The following is a 20,873-nucleotide window of genomic DNA, read 5'->3' as shown; positions in this document are numbered from 1 at the left end:
CTTTTTTTATTAATATATGTTCTCGATTACATTAAAGTTTTTGCTCAATTATACTTAATGAATTATTGGTGATACAACGATTTGTTTAAAAACTGTATTTAAATGAAACCATTACATATTCGTTTCAGCTTCCCATTATAGACATAATTGAAGTTTCACTTATCTTTCAAATTACTATCAATACTTAAATCATTTAGATTTAGGTTTGCCTTGGCTTCTTTTCAACGGTTATAGATATATGCAATGATACCGTTTAGTAATAAAATTAGCTTAACCTATTTTAATTTCTTAGTATCTATACAATTTGTTCAATTAAATTAATTATGATAACATTACTAATATATTTTTAGGTGATGGAGTTCGCCTTTAACTGCGTAATGCTAATGACTCCTACAAAATAGCGGTAATCCGCTTTTTTGTAGGAGTCATTTTTAGTTTTCCAAGTACGGCAACTTTGGACTTGTTATTTATTTTCACGTACCTAAATGCAGTAATATTTACAATTATAACTATAATAAGAAAAGGAGAGATATAATGCAGAAAAGTAATTCAAAAACTTTAAAAACTATTTTATTTATTAGAAACTTAAACATGAGTACTATCCTTGGCCTCTCATTTTTAAAATGGATTGTAATTAGCACAATTGTAGGATCCCTGATAGGATCTGCTGCTGCTTTCTTTTTAAAAAGTTTGGATATTGCTACGACTTTGAGAAATGATAATCCTTGGTTATTATTCCTTTTACCAATCGGTGGTGCTTTTGTGAGTTTCTTATACTCTAAATATGGAAAAAACTCATCCAAAGGTAATAATTTGATTATAGATAAAATTAACACAAGCGAAGATCATATTCCTTTGCGTATGGCACCTTTAGTCTTTCTTGGAACTTTTATAACTCACTTGTTTGGTGGCTCTGCAGGAAGAGAAGGTACTGGTGTACAAATTGGTTCAAGCATAGCAGAAGCCATTGGAAATCTATTAAAATTAGATAAAGTAGATACTAAAATTATTTTAATGTGTGGTATAAGCAGCGGGTTTGGTTCTGTGTTTGGTACCCCCCTTGCTGGTACTATATTTGGACTTGAAGTAGCTGCTCTTGGAACTATGAATTATGCTGGACTAATCCCTTGTTTTATTTCAGCTTTTGTAGGAAATCTTATGACAGAAATATGGGGAATTCACCATACTCATTACAGCATTTTAGATGTTCCTGATATTACATATGGAGTGATATTAAAAGTTGTAATTGCTGCAATTTTATTTGGATTAATTAGTAAACTATTTAGTGAACTAACTCATAAATTAAAAGAAGTTTTTACTTCTGGTTTTGAAAATACATCTATTAAAAGCTTTATTGGCGGATTTATAATAATTGCATTTACTTATATAATAGGAACACGCGATTATCTTGGTCTAAGTATTCCACTAATTGGTGATTCATTTACTGGTCATGTTAACCCTTTTGCATTTATGCTTAAAATTGTATTTACTTCATTTACTTTAGGTACAGGCTTTCAAGGTGGTGAAGTTACTCCCCTTTTTGTAATAGGTTCAACTTTCGGTAATACTTTATCAAGTATACTTAATATTTCACCATCATTTTTAGCAGCCTTAGGTCTTATTGGAGTATTTGCAGGAGCTACAAATGCACCTATAACATCTTTTGTTTTAGGCCTTGAAATGTTTGGTTCAACAGGTATGGAATTTATGTTTATGACTTGCGCTATAAGTTATTTATTCTCTGGGCATTCAGGTATTTATACCTCTCAAAAGATTGGTATAAGTAAAAGTAGATTAATTAAAGTCCCTCAAGAATCCAATCTTGCTTACTACAGAAAAAAGAAAAGTGGAGAGAAAAAATCTAAAGATAATCAAGTTCTTGCAGGTCAATTTAAATTTGGAATTTCAAGTATAGAATTGCCTAGTATAGAATGACTAAATATTTATAAGATTAAATGTAGCAAGAAAGGTATTAGACTAGTGCATCGCTCATTTAATCCCGATGGTGGTACATGGTCAGATCCTCCAAGCGGCGATCAAGAACAACATATAGATTTATATGAAGGTGAGCATACAATAAAATTATCCATTGAAGAACATTTCGGAAGAAAAGATAAACTCACTTTGGTTAATACTAATTTTAAAAATAATGTTGATATAAACTATAGTGTTAATAAAATATCTGATGATTGCAGTTTAGAAAATCTCAGCTAATTAAATAGTATTATTTATAAAATAAATAGAAATATAAAAACTCAAGTATTTATGAAAATAAATTGCTTGAGTTTTTAATATAATCTATATTATACAATAACCTTACATAATGATGTAGCTAAAATAACTCCTCCTAAGCTCAAGAAAATATTTAGATTAATGGTTTTATTATTTATTCATAATTAAATCTATTGGAGTTGCAAATACAACACCCTCCTCAACTAAATTTTTGAGTTCATTTAACAAATCATTTAAATTTTCACATGGAACAATGCATTCTATTACAATAGGCATTTTTTCATTAAGTAAGCTTTTCATTTTATCACTTCCCCCTTAACACTTAATTTTTAAAACTTTTTAACTAGTATCAAAACTTAATACCTCCTTACTATATTAATTTATGTTTTAAAAATCTATTTTTTATTGGAATAATAAAATAATTGTCTATTGCTTTACATGATATATATTTATTGTGAAAATCCACCAAAAACAAAAGGACCCCTACTATAACTTTATTATAGTAGAAGTCATCAATCCCAAAAGAGATGTTTAAAGAAAAATTTTTTCTCAATATTACTTTTCTATATAAGTTATATGTAACTTAACCATATATACTATATATAGAGGTAATTTTAACACAAAACACAATATATGTAAAATAATTACTTTTATTCATAACTCTTATATTGAAGATGGAGGTTTATATGGATTTTGATTATGTTGAAACTTTAGTTACCAGATGTAAGAATAATGATGAAGACGCAAAAGAAAAATTAGCTTATGAATTTAGGCCTTTGATTTATAATATTTCTAAAAGGACTTTCATTGATAGGTATAATTTCCACGATATTATACAGGAATGTTACCATTCACTTTTCAAATCTGTTTCCAAGTATAATTTAGAAAAGCATAGATTTGTTGCCTACGCTACCAATGCTATTAAAAATAATATGAATGATCTAATAAAGCGAACTAGAACCAGAAGATCTACTGAAGGTAGTTATGCATTAAGCTTACATGATGATGTAGAAAATGATTTTCCAGAACTTGAAATCTCAACTGAAACTTCATTATGTGAGATGTGCGACTATGAGGATTTAAAATTAGCCCTTAAGAATTTAAATAAAGAGGAAGTTGAACTTATAGATTTTGTATTCTATAAAAATTACACTGTAAAGGAATATGCTTATTTTAAAAATATGTGCTACTCAACTGCCATTCAAAAAAAGAAAAACATTTTAATGAAAATCCTTAATAATATTTCATTGTATTATTAATCAATATAACAGCTCTAAGGTTAATACTTAGAGCTGTTAGACTTATAATAATACTAATATTTCATTTACCTATTCAAAACTAAAATTATTTACAACCTCTGTAGTTTTCTCCACATAATCTCCAATAACTTGATCTATTCTATCGCAAATGCATTTTAGGCTGCAGCCCTGGCATTTATCTAATATCTCATCCTCAAGCAAAGAACATTTTAAATCATCATTAAAAGTAGAATCTCTAATTGCTAAAGCTATTTGCTTTTTATCAAAGCACTCTCCTTCTTCTGAGTTAAGTTTAATTTCATCTCTAATCATTTTTACAACACGCCCCAATAATTTATTTACAGCCTTAAAATTTAGCAACTGCTATTATGGATATATGCTTTATTCTGTAACATAACATTAAAATAATGATTGAATTTGTATGTCTAATCTCCTAACCCGCATTTTACGAGCAAATTCTTAAGTAGAACTTTCGCTATGAGCATTTTATATTTGGCTATAAGTGAAAAGTTCTTAATTACAGCATAGCTGCTTAATTTATAGGGGCAGAACTTTCTCTGTGAGTATCCAGCAAGCACATGTGAGTCGTATTTCCTTTTATATTCTTAAGTTATAAAGAATAAATATTCTTATATTGTAAAATTCTTAAATTCCTAAGAATTTATATTCTAAAATTCTTGCAATATTTTTAGAATTATCATGAAGAATTATTTATGCAATGTATATATTTTAGTTTTATGTACTATTTGTTTTCTAACGTGAAATAATACGTTTTATATCATATATCCCTTATAGGAGGTGATGGATTTATGGAAGTAAATGAGTTAATTAACCTTATTGTTAATAATGGCTTTCCAGTAGCGGTATCTGCCTATTTGCTAATTCGTTTAGAGAAACAAATTGTTAGCTTATCTAGTTCAATTAATAAATTAAATACCATAATATCAGCTAAGCTTGGAGTAGCTATTGATACAGAGATTTCTGTTAAAAATTAATTACCATTCCAATGATAGATTAATTGTACAACGCCAGAAGAGAACGTTCTGGTGTTGACCATTTTTAAATTCAATCTCTGTTTTATATCACTAAACAACGGTTTTCCTTCTCCCAAAATAACAGGGTGAATAGATAATCTAAATTCATCAACAAGCCCTAAATTTATAAAGGTTGTAATGAGACTTGCTCCTCCATATAGCCAAATGTCTTTACCGGGCTTATTCCTCAATTTATTTACTTCTTCAAGAATATTTTCATTTATAAATATTGCTTGATTATTAGTAGCTATTTGTGTTCTGGAAAACACGTATTTCTCTTTACTATGAATTAACTTCCAAACTTCTTTTTCATCATCTGAATCTTCATCTTGTGGAATATATTGTCCCCATAAATCGTAACTCTTTCTACCATATAAAATAGTGTCAATTTCATTTAAGAAATTAGTGAATCCCATATCAGCGTCCATAATGCACCAATCAACTTCTCCGTTTTTCCCTTCAATAAAGCCATCTAAAGTAGTTGCTAAATCTAAAATTATTCTTCTCTGTTTTACGTTATTTGACATAACTCTTCCTCCTTCTTATATTCATCCTTGAAAACTTTAATTATGGCACAACAATTTACTATCAAGAAATATTTTTAAAAACCGTCTAAATTCATTTGTTTTTTCTTTATGCACTTATTTCTTTTTAATAATCATAGCTATACCTTAAAATTATTAACCATATTAACTAGCTTATTAGTGCTTACATTAACTTCATTAATTAATTCAACAACATTTCCTGAACTTTCAGATATAGTATTCATATTTTCTGCAATATTATTGGTTCCATCAGCTAATTCAGTATTTGAATCATTTATTTGTTTTACTGCATCCGCAACTCTAAGCATAGAATCCATAATACTGTTAGATTTATTGCTAAATTCTGTTGTCATATCATAAACCATAGCTGCATCCTTACTATACTGCTCTCCTGTTTTAACAATCATCTCATAATCATTTATCACATCAACATTAATAAATTTTATCATATCTTGAGAAGTAGAAACTAAGTTGTCTACTATTCCCATAACAATATTACTAATATTACTTATTTCTGATACAGTTTTTTTAGAATCTTCTGCAAGATTTCTAATTTCTTCTGCTACTACTGAAAAACCTTTGCCTGCTTCACCTGCTCTTTGAGCCTCTATTGATGCATTTAATGCTAATAAATTTGTTTGAGAGGCAATTTCTAAAATAGCTTCTGATAAAGCCTTTATCTTTTCTACTTCTTTAGCTTTTTCAATAGCTTCTAATAATTTACTTTGAGTTTGTAAATTAATCTTTTGAGCATTTTCCATAGAATTAACAGCTTTATTTTTAAGTTCATTAGCTCTCTCATTTATAAGCTTAGAATTCTCAGCTTCACTTTTTGCCTTTTGTGCAATTTCCATCATATCTGAGTTAATTAAATATGTAGTATTACCCATTTCTTCTGTTGACGCTGCTGTCTCCTCCATACCACTTGATAATTCTTCTGTTGTAGTATAAACATTTTCGATTAATCCAGATAACTTACCTATATTTTCATTAGTTTTTTCAACTTTATTTTCAACATTTCTTGATTCATTAATAACGACATTGATAATCTGCCTAAAAGATTCCTGCATTAAATTAAAACTTTTTGCCATTTCACCAATCTCATCATTGCTATGAAAATCAATCCTTTGAGTTAAATCTCCGCCATTATTAGACATTTCATTAAGTTTTGAAAGCATAGTAGCTATTGGTGTAACAATATTTTTAGATATATATCTCCAAGTTATAACAAATATTATTACCAATGCTAGAACAGATATTCCCATTAAAATTATTGTATTTCTTATATCATTTTCTATACTACTTATAGATATTTCAATGTTTTTTGCTGCTGCTTCGTTAAATTTATCAACTTCCTCATTAATCTTTTCTGAAGTAGAATCAAATTCTTCCATAGATAAATTTCCTTTTTCAGGCCCACCGTCTATGTAAGCTTGCGCCATTTTCTTTCCTGTTTCATAATAAGGTTCAAAACTTTTTTGTATATTATCTAATTCACTTACACTTTCTGGATTTTTTTCTTTAAGATCACTCAAAACACTTTCTAGATCCTTAGCAAATTTTTCTGCATCATCAAAACCATCATCAAAGCCTTTTGCGCCTCTTGTCGCGCTAATATCTGTAAGGAATTGCTGGACTTGTACAACATCTAATTTTAGTTCATCAGCTTTAGTGCTTGTATAAAAATATTTATTATTCATTTCCCGTACCTTTTTTAAATTATTACTTGTAGAGTTAAATTGTATTGCCATAAACACTATAAAAAACAAACTTATTGATATTAATGGCAGCAATACTTTTAGCTTTATCCCTTTTATCATTAAAATCATTCCCCTTATAACTTATTTAAACAAAGAATTAGCGAAAATTATACGCTTATTTATAGTTTATAACTTTCGCCAAAATATTTCATCTATTATCTTAATTTTTTATAAATTTACCTAATTATATCATAAACTTATTTTTACTAATCTAAACTTTTTCCATTAATATCATTAATTTTTACAAAATACCAAGATAGTCAAAAAAAGAATGATCTACTAGGGTGTAATAGACCATTCTGAATACTTGTTAATATTTATTTAATAATGGGTAAATAATGTTTAAATACTTTATATTTATATTTATATAATACTTAAGATTTGTGACAGCAATTTAGCATATATTCTAAGAAAGAATACCAGTAAAGGAGGACGCTTATGTCTGAGTTTAGCTGTCTATTTTGTAGAGTTTGGCGAGCCCACCATCTGCTGTTTCACGGTAATCGCTGCTCATATCCAGGCCAGTTTCATACATGGTCTGTACAACCAGATCAAAAGATATCTTACGAGTGTTTGACAAGAAATTTGCTAGGTTCATCGCATTTATCGCCCTCATCGCAGCCACGGCGTTCCGCTCGATGCAAGGGATCTGAACAAGTCCGCAAATCGGATCACAGGTCAACCCCAAATGGTGCTCCAAAGCGACCTCAGCTGCATACTCAATCTGGTCGATACCCATTCCAAACAGCTCTGAAAGAGCTGCCGATGCCATGGAGCAAGCACTACCAACTTCCCCTTGACAGCCACATTTAGCACCGCTGATGGATGCATTCTGCTTGATTAAGTTGCCAATTAAACCTCCAACTGCCAGAGCCCTGATGATCTGTTCGTCCGTGACATGTTTCTTCTCTTGCATATAACGAAGCACTGCCGGCACCACACCGCTGGCGCCGCAGGTTGGTGCCGTTACAATTGTACCACCGGCGGCATTCTGCTCGCTGACGGCGAAAGCATAAGCACAGACAATCCTGTTTTCCCGCGTCTCTGGGCTCTCATCAATATGCCGCTGGTTATAAAGAAATTGCGCCTTTCGTTCTACGTTGAGACCGCCTTCTAGAACACCTGTGGATGTAAGCCCTTCGTTAATCGAATGCTTCATAGCATCCCAGATTACATAGAGAAAATCCCAAATCTTTTTGCCTTCGCACTGCTCTATGTACTCGCTTAGGCTGATGTTGTTTGCTTTACAGAGACTGCTGATTTCTGAAAAGGTATTTTCCTTATATATATCCGGTACCAACATCTCCTCACGCCCATCGATAACTATATCCCCACCACCGACACTTACAACACGCATGGATGTTGTTTGCCGCCCATCTTTGTAAGCTAAAAAATCAATGGTATTTGGATGAGGCAGAATAAAATCTGCGTGGGTAATAAATTCAATCTCAGTTGGAACTGGTGACAGTGCCTTAATAATAGCCTTGTCAGTCATATGACCCTTGCCCGTTTTTGCAAGGGAACCATAAATCAACACCTTGAAGCGTTCTGCACCCTCATTTTCTGCTTTAAAGATTCTAGCGGCTTTTTCCGGCCCCATTGTATGGGAACTGGACGGCCCACTGCCAATCTTATATAATTCTATCAATGATTTCATATCGCCCTTATCTCCTTCCTCTGTTCTGTTTGAAGATCAAAAGACCTTCCTTTACCTTGACCAATATATTCATCTAATTATAGGCTAGTTCGTCGAATCGGACAAAACGAGTAATTACCAAATCCTTTTAACGAAATGGACTATCTTTCATTCCCCTGAAAACGTCCCTTGATTTTTATCAATCTCTCAAACACACCCTCTTCATCAATGGACATGTCGTACAATTGGCGGGTAAGTTGGAAACCTTGATCACTGACTAAGGCTTTTTTCCAAGGACGGGATAAAATTGAATGAGTAAGATGTCTCGCAGAGCGAGGTGCTTGCATTATCATTTCTGCGAGTTCCCATGCACGTGGAAGAAGCTTTTCACGTGGCATCACTTCACTGACCATACCGAGGTTCAATGCCTCTTGAGCATTAATGTTCATACCCGTGTATGCGTAAAATGCCGCTCTCTTGATCCCTAGTAAATTTTGAAGTGTTAAAACGATTCCATCTCCAGGAGGTATACCACCAAGATAATGTGCATCGAAAAATTCTGTTCCTTCAGCACAAATTGTAATATCGCAAAACGTTCCCAGTTGCCAGTGCGATCCTGTGCCATTGATCGCCCCAATTGTTGGAATATCAATGCAATATATCATATTTTCAATCATTCTCAAGGATTCATGATACATTTCCAGCTTACGGTTCCTCGGCCAATCCATAAATTTTGTTTTCCAGACTTCTGGATTTCCTATTTGCCACAAATCCCCTGTCCCCGTAAGAATCATCACCTCGTTTTCAGGGTCACGGCCAATATCTGACCATACATTACCATATGCGGTTTGGCCCGGCCAGTCAAATTGAAACGGTCCCCCATTAGTATGAAAACGTACTTCGATTATGCCGTTACGGCGGGTCATTATGAAAAAGTCTTTGTACTTCTCTGAGTATTCTTCGAGCCTTGTAGGCCCCACCATACATTTATCAGACATTTCGATTCCTCCTTAACAAAAATGCCAGTATTTCTTAAAAAACTTAACAAAGGGGCCGTTTGCCTTTAGTTTTATACTTAAAGGCATATAGCCCCTCTATCACTATTTATTTACTTCCAATATCAATTTAATGCTATTATCCTTATTTGCCCATTAATCGCCCTTTCATTTTTGTCAATCTTTCAAGAACACCTTCTTCATCAATGGCCATGTCGTACATTTGGTGAGTAAGTTGGAACCCTTGATCACTGACTAAGGCTTTTTTCCAAGGACGTGATAAAATTGAATGAGTAAGGTGTCTTGCTGAACGAGGTGCCTGCATTATCATCTCTGCAAGTTCCCAAGCACGTGGAAGAAGCTTTTCGCGTGGCAACACTTCACTTACTATGCCAAGCTCTAATGCTGTTTGACCATTAATATTCTTACCAGTGTATGCGTAATATGCTGCTTTCTTAAAACCAATCATATTTTGCAATGTAAGAATCATTCCATCTCCAGGAGGTGTGCCTCCTATAAAATGTGGATCAAAAAAGTCCGCGTCTTCTGTACAAATTGTAATATCGCAAAGAGATGCAATTTCGCAGTGAGTTCCAGGACCATTTATCGCCCCAATTGTAGGGATGTCAATGCAGAATATCATATTTTCAAGTAGTCTTAGTGATTCATGATATTGTTCAAGTTTCTTTTGCTTAGGCCAATCCATAAATTTTGTGTTCCAGACATCTGGGTTTCCTACTACCCATTTATCCCCTGTTCCAGAAATAATCATTACCTCGTTTTCAGGGTCACGGCCAATATCTGACCATGCATGAGACCATGCAGTATGGGCTTCCCAATTATGTTCATATGGTCCTCCGTTAGTATGCAATCTTACTTCAATTATTCCATCACTACGGGTCATTGATAAAAACTCTTTGTACTTCTCTGAGTACTCTTCAAATTTTGTTGGTCCAATCATACGGTTTTCTGACATTTTAATTCCTCCTAATTTTGTTTTAATATTATTAATTATTTTCAAGCCAATCTCTGGCAAAAGCCGCATAAACAGCAGCACCTTTCTTAAGCACATCATCCGAGAATATCGCCTTTGGATGGTGCATAGGGTAACTATAACCTTCTTTAGCATTGCCTGCATTAATAAACACCGAGATACTTGGCACCTCTTGTGTTACAAATGAGAAGTCTTCAGATCCCATTAATTTACCACCGGGTGTTAGTTGTGATAGATAAATATAGGAATTTGCACCAAAAGTGTTTGCTATAGTGGTTCTCATTTGACTGCTAAGCTCGCTGTCATTTTTTATTTCAGGACATCCCCTGGTATAAATCACCTCTGCCTTTGCATTAAATGTTTCCGCAATACCTGTGGAAATTTCTCGGATACGGGTTTCAATTTTTTCTCTCAATACGGCGTCAAAAGTACGTACGCTGCCTTTCATCCTGGCAGTATCGGGAATCACGTTGTTTGTAGTTCCGCCTTCCATTACTCCAACCGTAAGAATTGCACTATCAGTTGGAGAAATTTCATGGCTTATGATACCCTGTAGCGCCAGATGAAGATGAGCAATTACATTTAATGGATCTACTGCGGCATTAGGCATCGCTCCATGTGCACCCTTTCCTCTGATGATGACTTCGAACCAATCTGAAGAAGCTGAACTCGCTCCTCCAGCCTCAGGCGTAATAAATAACCCATTGGGAAACGGAATTCCTGTCATTACATGTAGCATCATTGCCGCATCCACTTTAGGATTTTCGAGGATCCCATTTTCAATCATCATCTTGGCACCATGCATAGTTTCTTCGCCCGGCTGAAACATAAGTTTGACCGTTCCTAAAAGCCGCCCTTCATTTGCCTTTAGTATCTCTGCAGCTCCTAGCAGCATTGAAGTATGCATGTCGTGACCGCATGCATGCATGTTTCCGTTGGATGATGCAAAAGGAAGATCAGTTTCTTCTTCAATTGGCAGCGCATCCATATCTGCACGAATAAGAATCACCTTCCCGGGGCGTTGTCCGCCGATGGTTACCATTAAGCCTGATTCTCCCACTGGAGTGGGCTTAAGGCCAATCGACTCCAACGCCTCTTTTACATAAGCAGTTGTCCCAGGTAAACTTAGGTCAAGTTCCGGAATCGAATGAAGATGATGTCTGTACATGACCAATTTTTCCTGTAACTGATTGGCCATATTCAAAAATTCTTCAGTTTTTTCAGCCAAAATTAACACCTCCTTAAAAATAGATTGTATTAGTGAACAACAGATTAAAATTGCTCATTTTTTTATTTTAAGACATTTTAAGAACACTTTCATTGTACTTTAAGAACAAAAAGTTGTCAATAATAAAATAAGACATTTTAAGAACATATTTTTTCCCAACTACTGGCATCATTGAAATATGACATTTTTTATGTTATAATTCATGTCATTAAATTGTTTATGAAAGGAATTTGCCATGAAAATCAGACTGGGTATAATCACAACGGAATCCTATATGGACTATTTCCGTGACATTGAAGAAGAATTGCAGTCGGTATGTAAGTTTCGAATTTTTACAATCAGTAACTTGAGAGAAACAAAAGACGTATATCTAAAAAACTTAGATTCGGTGGAAGGATTTGTTATCAGCGGCAGGATTCTTTACGAATCAATAGATAAGGAATGTTTAGATACGAAAGTACCTACGCACATTTTGCAGGATAATGAAACCCTTCTATACAGAGAGCTATTTAGGCTGCTGCTTACTGAACCTGGGCTTGACATATCAAGAATCTATGTAGATTTTGCATATATTATCGATTCTTTCAGTGAATTCCAAAAGTACTTGACTCATCAGGGAAAGCCTATTGATAGCGACAATCTGTTCGAAAGAGTGGAAACAATGCTTGAAAACCATATAACACTGTGGGAAGAAAATAAAATAGACTTGTCGATTACGGCATTCAGCCATTTTGTTCCAGAACTAAAAAAACACGGGGTAAAATATATCTTAATACGACCCACTTTGGAAAACGTTAAAGAAACCATAAGTGGGATCATCAACGAAATTACCATCCTCGAGCTCAAGAGCAGGAGTGCAGTTGTGGCATGCTTATCGATTGAAACGGTGCACCCACAGTCCGAAGAGCAACTTCATGAGCTGAAAGTGCTAGCCGGCAGATTTCTGAGCAGCATGAATCTTCCAGACACGGCCCAAGTTTCGGAAGGCTTTGTTAAACTATACACTACCTACGGAAATTTTACGAAAATCACCTCTAACGCGCAGAATTGTGCACTGTTGAAATATTTGGAGGAGCATGCAAGCGACAAAGTAATAATCGGATGGGGCTCGGGGCATGAATATTATCAAGCTAACGAAAACGCCATCAGAGCTCACCGTCAGGCCAATGCATTTACAGGCAGCTGTAGCTTTTTTATAAACGAGGATCAGAAGGTCATCGGACCAATGCAGAACATGAATGTTATACAGTTTTGTGAAAAGGCCGCCCCAGCAATCATGGCATTGGCCAAAAGCATCGGAATAAATAACATTAATCTGCAGAAAATCATGTATTATGCAGAAATTATGAGAACAAACAAACTATCCTCTGAGGATGTCGCCCAATGCCTATCCATCACCGTCAGAGGAGCAAACCGTATTCTTAACAAAATCGAAGAAAAGGAATATGCGAGAACTGTATTTGAAAAAAGAGACAGCGGCAAAGGAAGGCCCCAAAAGTACTATGAGCTACTGTTTCTCGACAGTGAGGGAAACCTCTTAGAAGGATAACCACGTTCTTTGTGGTTATCCTTTTTATAAATAAACTATTATGATTTCATAGATTAATTATACATAATGTTTTTTTAAATCCTGGTATATAGAAAATTTCTTACGAAGTTCAATAAGATTTTTGCCAAAACTTTCTTCTAATAATTCTCTATGCTTCTCCATGATTTCCATAATATACAGATCATGAATCATTACTTCTGTTATAGGCATAACCAATCCTTGATGCATTGTCCATGCTGCCCTGCTATCTTTACCTAGTGATACAATACCCGCTACAACTTCTGAATTATCAGCGCTAGCTACAATCCAACGCCCTCCGTATTCATCGGTAATTTCTGTACTCATATCATGTAAGTAAACATTTGCAAAATCAGCTACTATTTCTCCATAAGCAATAATGGTTACCATAACTCCTTTGTCAGCTGCCTTTTTTAATTCAGATTCTAATTCTTTGAATTCCTCTTTCCAAAGTTCAAGCAAAATTCTATGTTTTGCTGAGAGGATGCATTCTTTTACTTTATCAAGTATTTCGTCATGACCAGTTATATTCCAGATATTCTCACGATTCTTTGAAGATTGATTATATTGTTCTAACGATGTTTCTGCAAGTTTAAAATTTTCTTCAGCTTTTATCCGACGATTTTTAATAAGTTCTTTTGCTGGAATTGGAACATACTGTTGTGTATTTCCATGGCTAATTAAAATATCTCCACGCATAGCAAGACTATCTAAAACCTCATATATTTTTGAACGTGGCACACCTGAATTTTTTGCTACTGCATAGCCTGTTAATGGTGATTCTTCTAACAATGTAAGGTATGCTTTTGCTTCATATTCTGTAAAATTTAAATTTTTTAATACTTCTAAAATGTTATCTTCCATAAATCCTCCAATAATATTAGTCGCTACTTTAGTAACTAATATTATAACTAAATCTATTGACACAATCAACTAAAACTGATATTGTAATCACAAGTAGTTACAATAGTAGTCACTAAATTAAAAGGGGGATATATATTTCTATGTTAAAGGCCAAATCATTACTAGATAATCAAAAAACAACTATACAAAATGGAACTTTATCTTACTATTACTTGGCTAGTACTGGGGCTGTTGTATTATGGAGTGCATCTTTTATTGCAACAAAATTAGCTTATGAAACTTTTGCTCCTATTCAACTCGCTGCAGTTAGAACTCTTTTTGCTGTGATTCTCTTTTGGTTCATGAGGAAAATCACATCAAATAATGAACAAATACAAAAGGAAGATCGTATGCGTATTGCATTAAGTGGATTTTTGGGGATTACACTTTATTTTGCAATAGAAAACATTGGGGTTAGTATGACATCTTCTTCAAATTCTGCTTTGATAGTAGCTTCTTTTCCTGCTGTTACAACACTACTAGAATTTTTTATTTATCATTCAAAACCAAATGTAAAAAAGGTACTTGGAATTATACTCGCTATCATTGGTGTTGCAGTTTTAACTCAAATTAATGTAGATGGAAATTCTAAATCTATGTTAGGAAATATAATTCTAATAGGAGCCGGAGTTGTATGGGCATTCTACAACTTTATTACAAGAGATTTGACAAATAAATATTCTGCAATGACGTTAACATATTATCAAATGCTAGCAGGCTTCATCTTCTTTTTGCCATTTGTCATCATCGAGGGTAAAACATGGAGAATGCCTACCATGACTTCAGCAAGCGCATTGATCTATCTAAGTGTAGGTTGCTCTATTGTTGCATTTCTATTATATAATTTAGGACTCAGAAAACTCTCTGCTAGTATTTCAGTGTCTCTTATGAATCTAGTTCCTGTTTTAGGTTTGATATTTTCAATATTAATCTTACATGAAAGTGTATCTACCGTACAAATATTAGGAGGAATTATTGTCATCATAGGTGTTATATTAAGTTCTATTCAGAAAGGATAAAATTAAAATGTATAATGAAGTTAATATTTATTTAGTAAATCTATTTAAATTCTTTAACAAACAAAGTCTATAAAATATACCTAGATCTAGCCATAGGATATAAATGCACCAAAAACAGATTTGGTGCATTCACTATTATTTAAAGCTCTTGTTCATAGCTTTCTATCATTCTTTTCACCATTTCTCCACCAATTCTACCATTGTCTCTTGAAGAAAGGTTCCCTTTATCAATGTTTTCATAATCACTTAATCCAATTTCTGAAGCTGCTTCAGTTTTTAATCTTTGCAATCCTTGTTTTGCTTCTGGTACTAAAGTTGTATTTCTTCCACTACTACTTGATGCCATATTATTATTCCTCCTTTTGACTATATTTCTTTACAGAAATATATTAACCATAATTTCAAGCTATAGCCTTCAAAAATAATAACAAAAATAGAATTTATTTATTACTCTACCTATGCAAGGTTGATTTTTCTTGAAAAATTATAAACTAAAACATTCACTTTTCATATTCATCCTTTTAATACCTTTAACCTGTTTTAGTTCTTTTCTTAAATAAGAAAACAAATAATTTTCATCTATTTATGTAATGACTAAAATTTATACATATATCCTTTATGAAAACAAAATAAAGGAGGTTAAAACTATGGCTGTAACTAAAACTATTGACTCTGTTTCTCTCAGTATTGAAGTTCAAAAAGCTCTAGACAAAGCAGGCGATCCAATTTATACAAAAAAGACTTTTTCAGGTATAAAAACGGATGCTACACCTGATAATGTTTATGCTGTTGCAGATGCAATCAAAGGTGTTATGGAAGCTAATACTAGAGATTACTTCATTAATGAATCTTCTAGCTTAGCAAATGCTTAGGATCTTATTCTAAAAAAATATTGCAGGAAACTCGACTCACATTCGTCCGCTGAGTTCTCTACTTAAGATTGGAGGTAAATTAAATGGAATATTCTTTATCTATGACTTTTTTAACTGTAGCTGGTGAAAAAAGTACTTTAAGTGTTTCTGGTGTTAAACCTACTCTTACAAAAGATGAGGTTAACGCGCTTATGGACACTGTAATTTCTAAAAATGTTTTCAAGACTAATTCTGGTGATTTAGTTAAGAAATCTGGTGCTCAAGTTACTCAAAGACAAGTTACCAAATTTGAGGTAGCTTAGTATTTTAATAAAAATGGAGGTTTTTCCGATTGCAAGAGTCTGTCAAGACTTTTGTATAAACTTCAAAAAGTAATATGTTTATTTTATAAGGTTGGAGGTAAAATAAAACTTCCGACCTTAATTTTGTATTTATTCAATATTATTACATTATATATGTATAGATTGAGTAATTTAAGTTCATGTATTTTTAAAACAAAACTTCGTCTAAACTACCTTCGAAGAAGATTGATTATTGAGATAATTCTAATTCTATTAATTCTTTTTTATCTAAAAAGTATTGATACATTTCATCATCATCAGCTAAAATGCTGACAATATTTTATACTTCCCTTTATTAAAATTAGGATTTAATTTGCACTTTTAGGTTGAAATAATTTACCGTGTAACTTTCCTAATCTTTCTGTTATTTTCTTCTCAGCTAGTTCATATAAATTGTCAATCTTACATCTTAATTTCAAGTTATAAATATAATTTACTGCGAAAACAATTATATACGCACCTACTACATCCATAGGATAATGGTTTCCAACATAAACTCTTGAAAAACCAACAATTAATGATAATATAGTTAAAATTGTACTAAGTATCTTATTATATTTTGCAAGTCCCAAAGCTATACTCATTGTTCCTGTAGCATGATCACTAGGAAATGATGCATCTGTAACATGTGGTACTAATAAATTTACTTTATTGTGTACAAAAGGTCTGTCCACATAGTATATACTCCCAATTATAAAACTTAAAGTTAAATTAATTACTGTAATAACAAAAGCACTAAAAACAGCTTTTCTGCTATTAGAATTCTTTTTCATGATTCCTATGATAAATACTATTGCAGCAACTGCCATAAATATGTAAGGGACATCTTTTGAAAAGAAAATCATTATCTTATCTAAAATTGTATTTTTATTTGCTAGATTGTTTATCATTGTAAAAAGTTCCATATTCATTTTTATCTGTCCTTCCTGCAATATATTTTAACAAAGCAATTGATTCTTTACTGCATACTAAGCGTAAAGCATTACCAGCTAATACATCTGTTTGGTAATGTGCATATAAGTATAATCTTGAAAATGCCCTTAACTATATTGCTTTGTCATTATGAACCCAGAAGATTAAAATTAGATTAAAAACTTCTTAGAATCATCTTAAAAATAATAAAGATGAAAGAATAAACTTCTTCCATCTTATTATTTACTATATAGATTAATTTTCTCGATATAATATAACAATTACCCTTGTACCCTTCCCCTCTTCACTTTCTACATCTATAGTTCCTTTATGCATATCAACAATTCGTTTAGCTATGGACAATCCTATCCCTGAGCCAGCACTTTCTTTAGACCTTGATTTATCCACAATATAAAATCTCTCAAAAATATTGTTAATTTCATCTTTAGGTATTCCTATACCAGTATCGTTAACAGTTATTTTTACAAACTCTTTATGTACTTCTGAATCAATCTTTATTTTTCCACCTTTCGGAGTAAATTTAATACTATTACTAACAAATATTCTGAGCATCTGCTTTATCATTCCGTAATCTGCAGTAATTTCTCCAATATCATTCCTATCACTTAATATTTCATGATCTTTTTCTATTACATTACTTTCATCAATTACTTCTTCAATTAATTTATTAATGGAAATCTCCTTTTTCTCCATTACTTGTGTTCCACTATCACCCTTTGCTAAAAACAGTAGACTTTCAACCAAACTTGCCATGCTATTAGCTTCTAATTTAATTGCGTATATTGATTTTTCTAATGCTTCCTTATCATTTTTCCCCCATCTATCTAATAAATTAGCATATCCTTGTATGACCGCAATTGGGGTTCTAAGTTCATGAGAAGCGTCTGACACAAATTGTATTTGTCTATTAAAAGAATCTTGAAGCCTATCTATCATCTTATTGAAGGTAGATGCAAGTCTTTTTAGTTCATCGTCTGGACCTGTTATATTTATTCTTTCTTTTAAATTATTAATACTTATATTTTCAGCTGTTTTAGTTATGTAATTAATTGGTTTAAGCATTTTTTTACTTACTATGTATCCAACTATAATAGAGGCAATAACACCTATAGAATCTGCAATTGCCATAAGTCCAAATACCATTATCATAAAATAATGTTCACTTTTCATATCTTTTACTATTTGAAAATATATAATTCCATATTCTTGGCTGTTATATTCAACAGTTTTATATCTTAAATGCCTACCTTTATCTTCTAGACGTTTTACTTTATCTCCTAAATATTTTATGTTGTTATTGAGTTCATCAACATCAAATGGGAAATCTTCTGAAGCATTTATTAATTCTCCATCTTCTTTTAATATCCTTACATATATACTATCTGTAGAAGAAATATTAGCCAAAACTTCTTTGTTCAATAAATCTAACTGCTGATTTGAGGAGTCAAGCATATTTGATATCATGCCCTTAGTATCTTCTATATCATTATCTGCTTCACGATATAAATAATGTTCCATTCCAAATAAAACCGCTGCATTTATCGAAATTAAAATTAATGAAAACATAAAAGCGTAAATTATAGTTAACTTTATTGAAATCCTTGCATTACTAAGAATTCCAAAATTCACATATTTACTCTCCTTTAATAACATATCCTACCCCTCTTACAGTACTTATGATTTTCTCCTCAAAATTATCATCAATTTTACTTCTTAGGTATCTTATAAAAACATCTACTACATTAGTATCTCCTGAATATTCATATCCCCATACTTCCTCAATTAATTGATCTCTTGTAAGCACAATATTTTTATTTATTAATAACATTCTTAAAAGGTCATATTCTTTTTTAGTAAGTTCAATTTCTATTCCATCTCTCCATACTTGATGTATTCTATCATCCATAGTTATATTATTTACCTTAATCACACCAGTTTCATTTTTTGATACTTTTTCTCTCATATATACTCTTATTCTTGCTAATAATTCCTCTATTGCAAATGGCTTAGTTAAATAGTCATTTGCTCCAGCATCAAGACCTATAACTTTATCTGATACATCTCCCTTGGCTGTCAGCATTATTATGGGCACATTAGAGAATTTCCTGATTCTCTTGCAGACCTCAATTCCATTTAAATTAGGTATCATAATATCAAGTAATATTAAACTATACTCTATACTTTCTACTTTTTTAACAACTTCTCTTCCATCGTACTCTACATCAACCTTAAATCCTTCATGAATAAGTTCCATTTCAATAAACATTGCCATTTGCTTTTCATCTTCCACTAAAAGAATTCTAAAATCATTCAAATTTATAGCCTCCTTACATAATCTAGTTGTAGCATCACATAAAAAAATATTTATATACAATAACAAAACTTACACTTTTTAATATTTTGATATCCCAATTTACTGCTTTGCTTCTACCTTGTTAAAGAATTTACACTACATAGTTTTAATTAATTCACTATCTTTAATAAAAATATTATATACATCTATACATAGTATTTCTATAAGTATTAAATAATTTACTGTCTAAAAATACTTAGATATTTTCTCAACCTGAATTGTTTTATAATAATTTCATCTAAATATAAAAAGAGTTGCATAAAAACAACTCTTTTTATGAATATGAGTAAAAATTAAAAAAGATTTTATATGAATTTCTGACGACGACCTTCAGAAATTTCAAAATTCTAGGAAAAATATTTAATGATGAAAGAATACTTTCCCTTATTGCTAGAATAGTAAATCTCTTTACAATAATATTATTACATCAAAACATTAAAATTAGATTAAAATATAATTAGAATAACATTAGAATATTAATTAATCCACACCACATTAGATCCTAATTTATATTCATTTAATTTCGAAAACATTAAGCCACCTCCAATACTTATAATTATTTCATATTAATCTCGCTCATCACTTTAAGAAAATGCTTTCTGTATAATTCTTGCATAAGGATAAAACTATACTTTTTATGCAGGTAAGTATATATAACTATTATCAACATTAACACCCTTTCGTGCAAATATACCTTTACTAGTTGGATAATATTCATTTACCTCATAATCAGAAAAATCATTGAAACTTACCTTTGGAGTTGCTAAATCTACTGTCATCTTTGAAAGATGTCTATTATTAGTTACATTTATAAAATATATTGTCCCATTAAAAATCTTCATATCCTCTCCATTCATTACCTCTAATCTTTTTGTTGATAGGTCTTTTAAATCAATTGAATAAAGATTATTATTATCTGAAGAATTAAAAGCCAATATTTGTCCTGAATACGGTACAAACCTATTTACTGAAAAATTAGAAAGTTTTTTGTTTTTGTGTACCGTCTACTTTCATTGAGTATAAAGTAGATTAATTTTTCCACTTTTAAATTGTTCTTTGAATTCTTAACATAATATTACATTAAAAACTTCGTTTTCAACAATAATTTTCTTTGGTAGATTGGAGGTAGCTTAGACTTAGTTTTTGAATATAAAAATGGAGGTTTGTCCTAATTACAAGGATAAATCTCCATTTTTTCTTTA

The 20,873-nt window shown here is 31.9% G+C and carries 22 protein-coding genes and 1 riboswitch; of the genes, 8 read left to right on the top strand and 14 right to left on the bottom strand.

Annotation, left to right across the window (positions count from 1 at the left end; genetic code table 11):
- Nucleotides 1-340: 340 nt before the first annotated feature.
- Nucleotides 341-400: riboswitch (Fluoride riboswitch) on the top strand.
- Nucleotides 401-534: 134 nt separating this feature from the next.
- Together L3B96_RS05485 and L3B96_RS05480 are read left to right on the top strand one after the other, a co-directional pair.
- A complete protein-coding gene (locus tag L3B96_RS05485; RefSeq protein WP_238859132.1) occupies nucleotides 535-1,935 on the top strand; it encodes a voltage-gated chloride channel family protein in 1,401 nt (466 codons plus the stop codon).
- 45 nt (nucleotides 1,936-1,980) lie between these two features.
- The gene (locus L3B96_RS05480; protein WP_238859130.1) at nucleotides 1,981-2,214 is read left to right on the top strand and encodes a hypothetical protein; all 234 of its coding nucleotides are present in this window, start codon (nucleotides 1,981-1,983) and stop codon (nucleotides 2,212-2,214) included.
- Between the two features lie 168 nt (nucleotides 2,215-2,382).
- On the opposite strand, the gene L3B96_RS05475 is transcribed toward L3B96_RS05480, so the two are convergent.
- On the bottom strand, nucleotides 2,383-2,532 hold the full coding sequence (locus tag L3B96_RS05475; RefSeq protein ID WP_238859128.1) for a DUF190 domain-containing protein: 150 nt from the start codon (nucleotides 2,530-2,532) through the stop codon (nucleotides 2,383-2,385).
- A gap of 386 nt (nucleotides 2,533-2,918) precedes the next feature.
- Between L3B96_RS05475 and L3B96_RS05470 the strand changes: the two genes are divergently transcribed.
- Nucleotides 2,919-3,491 carry a sigma-70 family RNA polymerase sigma factor gene (locus tag L3B96_RS05470; protein WP_012058461.1) on the top strand — a complete coding sequence of 191 codons (573 nt, stop codon included), beginning with the start codon at nucleotides 2,919-2,921 and terminating at the stop codon, nucleotides 3,489-3,491.
- 69 nt (nucleotides 3,492-3,560) lie between these two features.
- Here the strand turns inward: L3B96_RS05470 and L3B96_RS05465 are convergent, their stop codons facing one another.
- Nucleotides 3,561-3,803 carry a hypothetical protein gene (locus L3B96_RS05465; RefSeq protein WP_238859217.1) on the bottom strand — a complete coding sequence of 81 codons (243 nt, stop codon included), beginning with the start codon at nucleotides 3,801-3,803 and terminating at the stop codon, nucleotides 3,561-3,563.
- Between the two features lie 497 nt (nucleotides 3,804-4,300).
- Here L3B96_RS05465 and L3B96_RS05460 point away from each other — a divergent pair, with 497 nt between their 5' ends.
- Nucleotides 4,301-4,486, top strand: coding sequence for a YvrJ family protein (locus L3B96_RS05460; RefSeq protein WP_077306551.1), 186 nt, complete (start codon nucleotides 4,301-4,303; stop codon nucleotides 4,484-4,486).
- On the opposite strand, the gene L3B96_RS05455 is transcribed toward L3B96_RS05460, so the two are convergent.
- The 6 genes from L3B96_RS05455 to L3B96_RS05430 form a co-directional block, all read right to left on the bottom strand.
- A complete protein-coding gene (locus L3B96_RS05455) occupies nucleotides 4,483-5,052 on the bottom strand; it encodes a dihydrofolate reductase family protein (protein ID WP_238859126.1) in 570 nt (189 codons plus the stop codon). The genes L3B96_RS05460 and L3B96_RS05455 overlap by 4 nt on opposite strands.
- Before the next feature lie 137 nt (nucleotides 5,053-5,189).
- The gene (locus tag L3B96_RS05450) at nucleotides 5,190-6,890 is read right to left on the bottom strand and encodes a methyl-accepting chemotaxis protein (RefSeq protein ID WP_238859124.1); all 1,701 of its coding nucleotides are present in this window, start codon (nucleotides 6,888-6,890) and stop codon (nucleotides 5,190-5,192) included.
- 388 nt (nucleotides 6,891-7,278) lie between these two features.
- Nucleotides 7,279-8,487: an L-serine ammonia-lyase, iron-sulfur-dependent, subunit alpha gene (locus L3B96_RS05445; protein ID WP_238859122.1), complete on the bottom strand. Its 1,209-nt coding sequence runs from the start codon at nucleotides 8,485-8,487 to the stop codon at nucleotides 7,279-7,281.
- Nucleotides 8,488-8,627: 140 nt separating this feature from the next.
- Complete coding sequence (locus L3B96_RS05440; RefSeq protein WP_238859120.1) at nucleotides 8,628-9,464, bottom strand: enoyl-CoA hydratase/isomerase family protein; 837 nt, start codon at nucleotides 9,462-9,464, stop codon at nucleotides 8,628-8,630.
- A gap of 142 nt (nucleotides 9,465-9,606) precedes the next feature.
- Nucleotides 9,607-10,437 carry an enoyl-CoA hydratase/isomerase family protein gene (locus tag L3B96_RS05435; RefSeq protein WP_238859119.1) on the bottom strand — a complete coding sequence of 277 codons (831 nt, stop codon included), beginning with the start codon at nucleotides 10,435-10,437 and terminating at the stop codon, nucleotides 9,607-9,609.
- 31 nt (nucleotides 10,438-10,468) lie between these two features.
- A complete protein-coding gene (locus L3B96_RS05430) occupies nucleotides 10,469-11,692 on the bottom strand; it encodes a M20 family metallopeptidase (RefSeq protein WP_238859118.1) in 1,224 nt (407 codons plus the stop codon).
- Between the two features lie 337 nt (nucleotides 11,693-12,029).
- On the opposite strand from L3B96_RS05430, the gene L3B96_RS05425 reads away from it, so the two are divergent.
- A complete protein-coding gene (locus L3B96_RS05425) occupies nucleotides 12,030-13,232 on the top strand; it encodes a transcriptional regulator (protein ID WP_238859117.1) in 1,203 nt (400 codons plus the stop codon).
- 57 nt (nucleotides 13,233-13,289) lie between these two features.
- On the opposite strand, the gene L3B96_RS05420 is transcribed toward L3B96_RS05425, so the two are convergent.
- The gene (locus L3B96_RS05420; protein ID WP_077831410.1) at nucleotides 13,290-14,177 is read right to left on the bottom strand and encodes a TrmB family transcriptional regulator; all 888 of its coding nucleotides are present in this window, start codon (nucleotides 14,175-14,177) and stop codon (nucleotides 13,290-13,292) included.
- A gap of 77 nt (nucleotides 14,178-14,254) precedes the next feature.
- On the opposite strand from L3B96_RS05420, the gene L3B96_RS05415 reads away from it, so the two are divergent.
- Entirely contained in the window at nucleotides 14,255-15,172 is a 918-nt protein-coding gene (locus L3B96_RS05415) for a DMT family transporter (RefSeq protein ID WP_077831411.1), read from the top strand.
- Between the two features lie 139 nt (nucleotides 15,173-15,311).
- Here L3B96_RS05415 and L3B96_RS05410 read toward each other — a convergent pair whose 3' ends face one another.
- Nucleotides 15,312-15,518 carry an alpha/beta-type small acid-soluble spore protein gene (locus tag L3B96_RS05410; RefSeq protein ID WP_012058449.1) on the bottom strand — a complete coding sequence of 69 codons (207 nt, stop codon included), beginning with the start codon at nucleotides 15,516-15,518 and terminating at the stop codon, nucleotides 15,312-15,314.
- Nucleotides 15,519-15,819: 301 nt separating this feature from the next.
- Here L3B96_RS05410 and L3B96_RS05405 point away from each other — a divergent pair, with 301 nt between their 5' ends.
- Entirely contained in the window at nucleotides 15,820-16,044 is a 225-nt protein-coding gene (locus L3B96_RS05405; protein ID WP_009168792.1) for a DUF1659 domain-containing protein, read from the top strand.
- Between the two features lie 83 nt (nucleotides 16,045-16,127).
- The gene (locus L3B96_RS05400; protein ID WP_236898374.1) at nucleotides 16,128-16,346 is read left to right on the top strand and encodes a DUF2922 domain-containing protein; all 219 of its coding nucleotides are present in this window, start codon (nucleotides 16,128-16,130) and stop codon (nucleotides 16,344-16,346) included.
- A gap of 347 nt (nucleotides 16,347-16,693) precedes the next feature.
- Here L3B96_RS05400 and L3B96_RS05395 read toward each other — a convergent pair whose 3' ends face one another.
- The 4 genes from L3B96_RS05395 to L3B96_RS05380 form a co-directional block, all read right to left on the bottom strand.
- Entirely contained in the window at nucleotides 16,694-17,296 is a 603-nt protein-coding gene (locus L3B96_RS05395; protein WP_238859116.1) for an undecaprenyl-diphosphatase, read from the bottom strand.
- Nucleotides 17,297-17,552: 256 nt separating this feature from the next.
- Nucleotides 17,553-18,947, bottom strand: a complete 1,395-nt coding sequence (locus L3B96_RS05390) for an ATP-binding protein (RefSeq protein WP_238859115.1) — start codon at nucleotides 18,945-18,947, stop codon at nucleotides 17,553-17,555.
- 4 nt (nucleotides 18,948-18,951) lie between these two features.
- The gene (locus L3B96_RS05385) at nucleotides 18,952-19,632 is read right to left on the bottom strand and encodes a response regulator transcription factor (protein ID WP_275297099.1); all 681 of its coding nucleotides are present in this window, start codon (nucleotides 19,630-19,632) and stop codon (nucleotides 18,952-18,954) included.
- A 674-nt stretch (nucleotides 19,633-20,306) separates the two neighbouring features.
- Complete coding sequence (locus tag L3B96_RS05380) at nucleotides 20,307-20,606, bottom strand: hypothetical protein (RefSeq protein WP_238859114.1); 300 nt, start codon at nucleotides 20,604-20,606, stop codon at nucleotides 20,307-20,309.
- Between the last annotated feature and the right edge of the window lie 267 nt (nucleotides 20,607-20,873).

The organism is Clostridium sp. YIM B02569 (assembly GCF_022320765.1).
GTDB lineage: Bacteria > Bacillota > Clostridia > Clostridiales > Clostridiaceae > Clostridium > Clostridium beijerinckii.
Note: the sequence above shows the minus strand (reverse complement) of the source record. Positions and strands in the feature narration are given on the sequence as shown.

Excerpts from the sequence above, each read along its gene's own strand:
- L3B96_RS05440 (WP_238859120.1), bottom strand. The coding sequence starts at position 9,464 with ATGTCTGATAAATGTATGGTGGGGCCTACAAGGCTCGAAGAATACTCA.
- L3B96_RS05455 (WP_238859126.1), bottom strand. The coding sequence starts at position 5,052 with ATGTCAAATAACGTAAAACAGAGAAGAATAATTTTAGATTTAGCAACT.
- L3B96_RS05435 (WP_238859119.1), bottom strand. The coding sequence starts at position 10,437 with ATGTCAGAAAACCGTATGATTGGACCAACAAAATTTGAAGAGTACTCA.
- L3B96_RS05400 (WP_236898374.1), top strand. The coding sequence starts at position 16,128 with ATGGAATATTCTTTATCTATGACTTTTTTAACTGTAGCTGGTGAAAAA.
- L3B96_RS05405 (WP_009168792.1), top strand. The coding sequence starts at position 15,820 with ATGGCTGTAACTAAAACTATTGACTCTGTTTCTCTCAGTATTGAAGTT.
- L3B96_RS05445 (WP_238859122.1), bottom strand. The coding sequence starts at position 8,487 with ATGAAATCATTGATAGAATTATATAAGATTGGCAGTGGGCCGTCCAGT.
- L3B96_RS05450 (WP_238859124.1), bottom strand. The coding sequence starts at position 6,890 with ATGATAAAAGGGATAAAGCTAAAAGTATTGCTGCCATTAATATCAATA.
- L3B96_RS05475 (WP_238859128.1), bottom strand. The coding sequence starts at position 2,532 with ATGAAAAGCTTACTTAATGAAAAAATGCCTATTGTAATAGAATGCATT.
- L3B96_RS05410 (WP_012058449.1), bottom strand. The coding sequence starts at position 15,518 with ATGGCATCAAGTAGTAGTGGAAGAAATACAACTTTAGTACCAGAAGCA.
- L3B96_RS05460 (WP_077306551.1), top strand. The coding sequence starts at position 4,301 with ATGGAAGTAAATGAGTTAATTAACCTTATTGTTAATAATGGCTTTCCA.
- L3B96_RS05485 (WP_238859132.1), top strand. The coding sequence starts at position 535 with ATGCAGAAAAGTAATTCAAAAACTTTAAAAACTATTTTATTTATTAGA.
- L3B96_RS05470 (WP_012058461.1), top strand. The coding sequence starts at position 2,919 with ATGGATTTTGATTATGTTGAAACTTTAGTTACCAGATGTAAGAATAAT.
- L3B96_RS05395 (WP_238859116.1), bottom strand. The coding sequence starts at position 17,296 with ATGAATATGGAACTTTTTACAATGATAAACAATCTAGCAAATAAAAAT.
- L3B96_RS05465 (WP_238859217.1), bottom strand. The coding sequence starts at position 3,803 with ATGATTAGAGATGAAATTAAACTTAACTCAGAAGAAGGAGAGTGCTTT.
- L3B96_RS05415 (WP_077831411.1), top strand. The coding sequence starts at position 14,255 with ATGTTAAAGGCCAAATCATTACTAGATAATCAAAAAACAACTATACAA.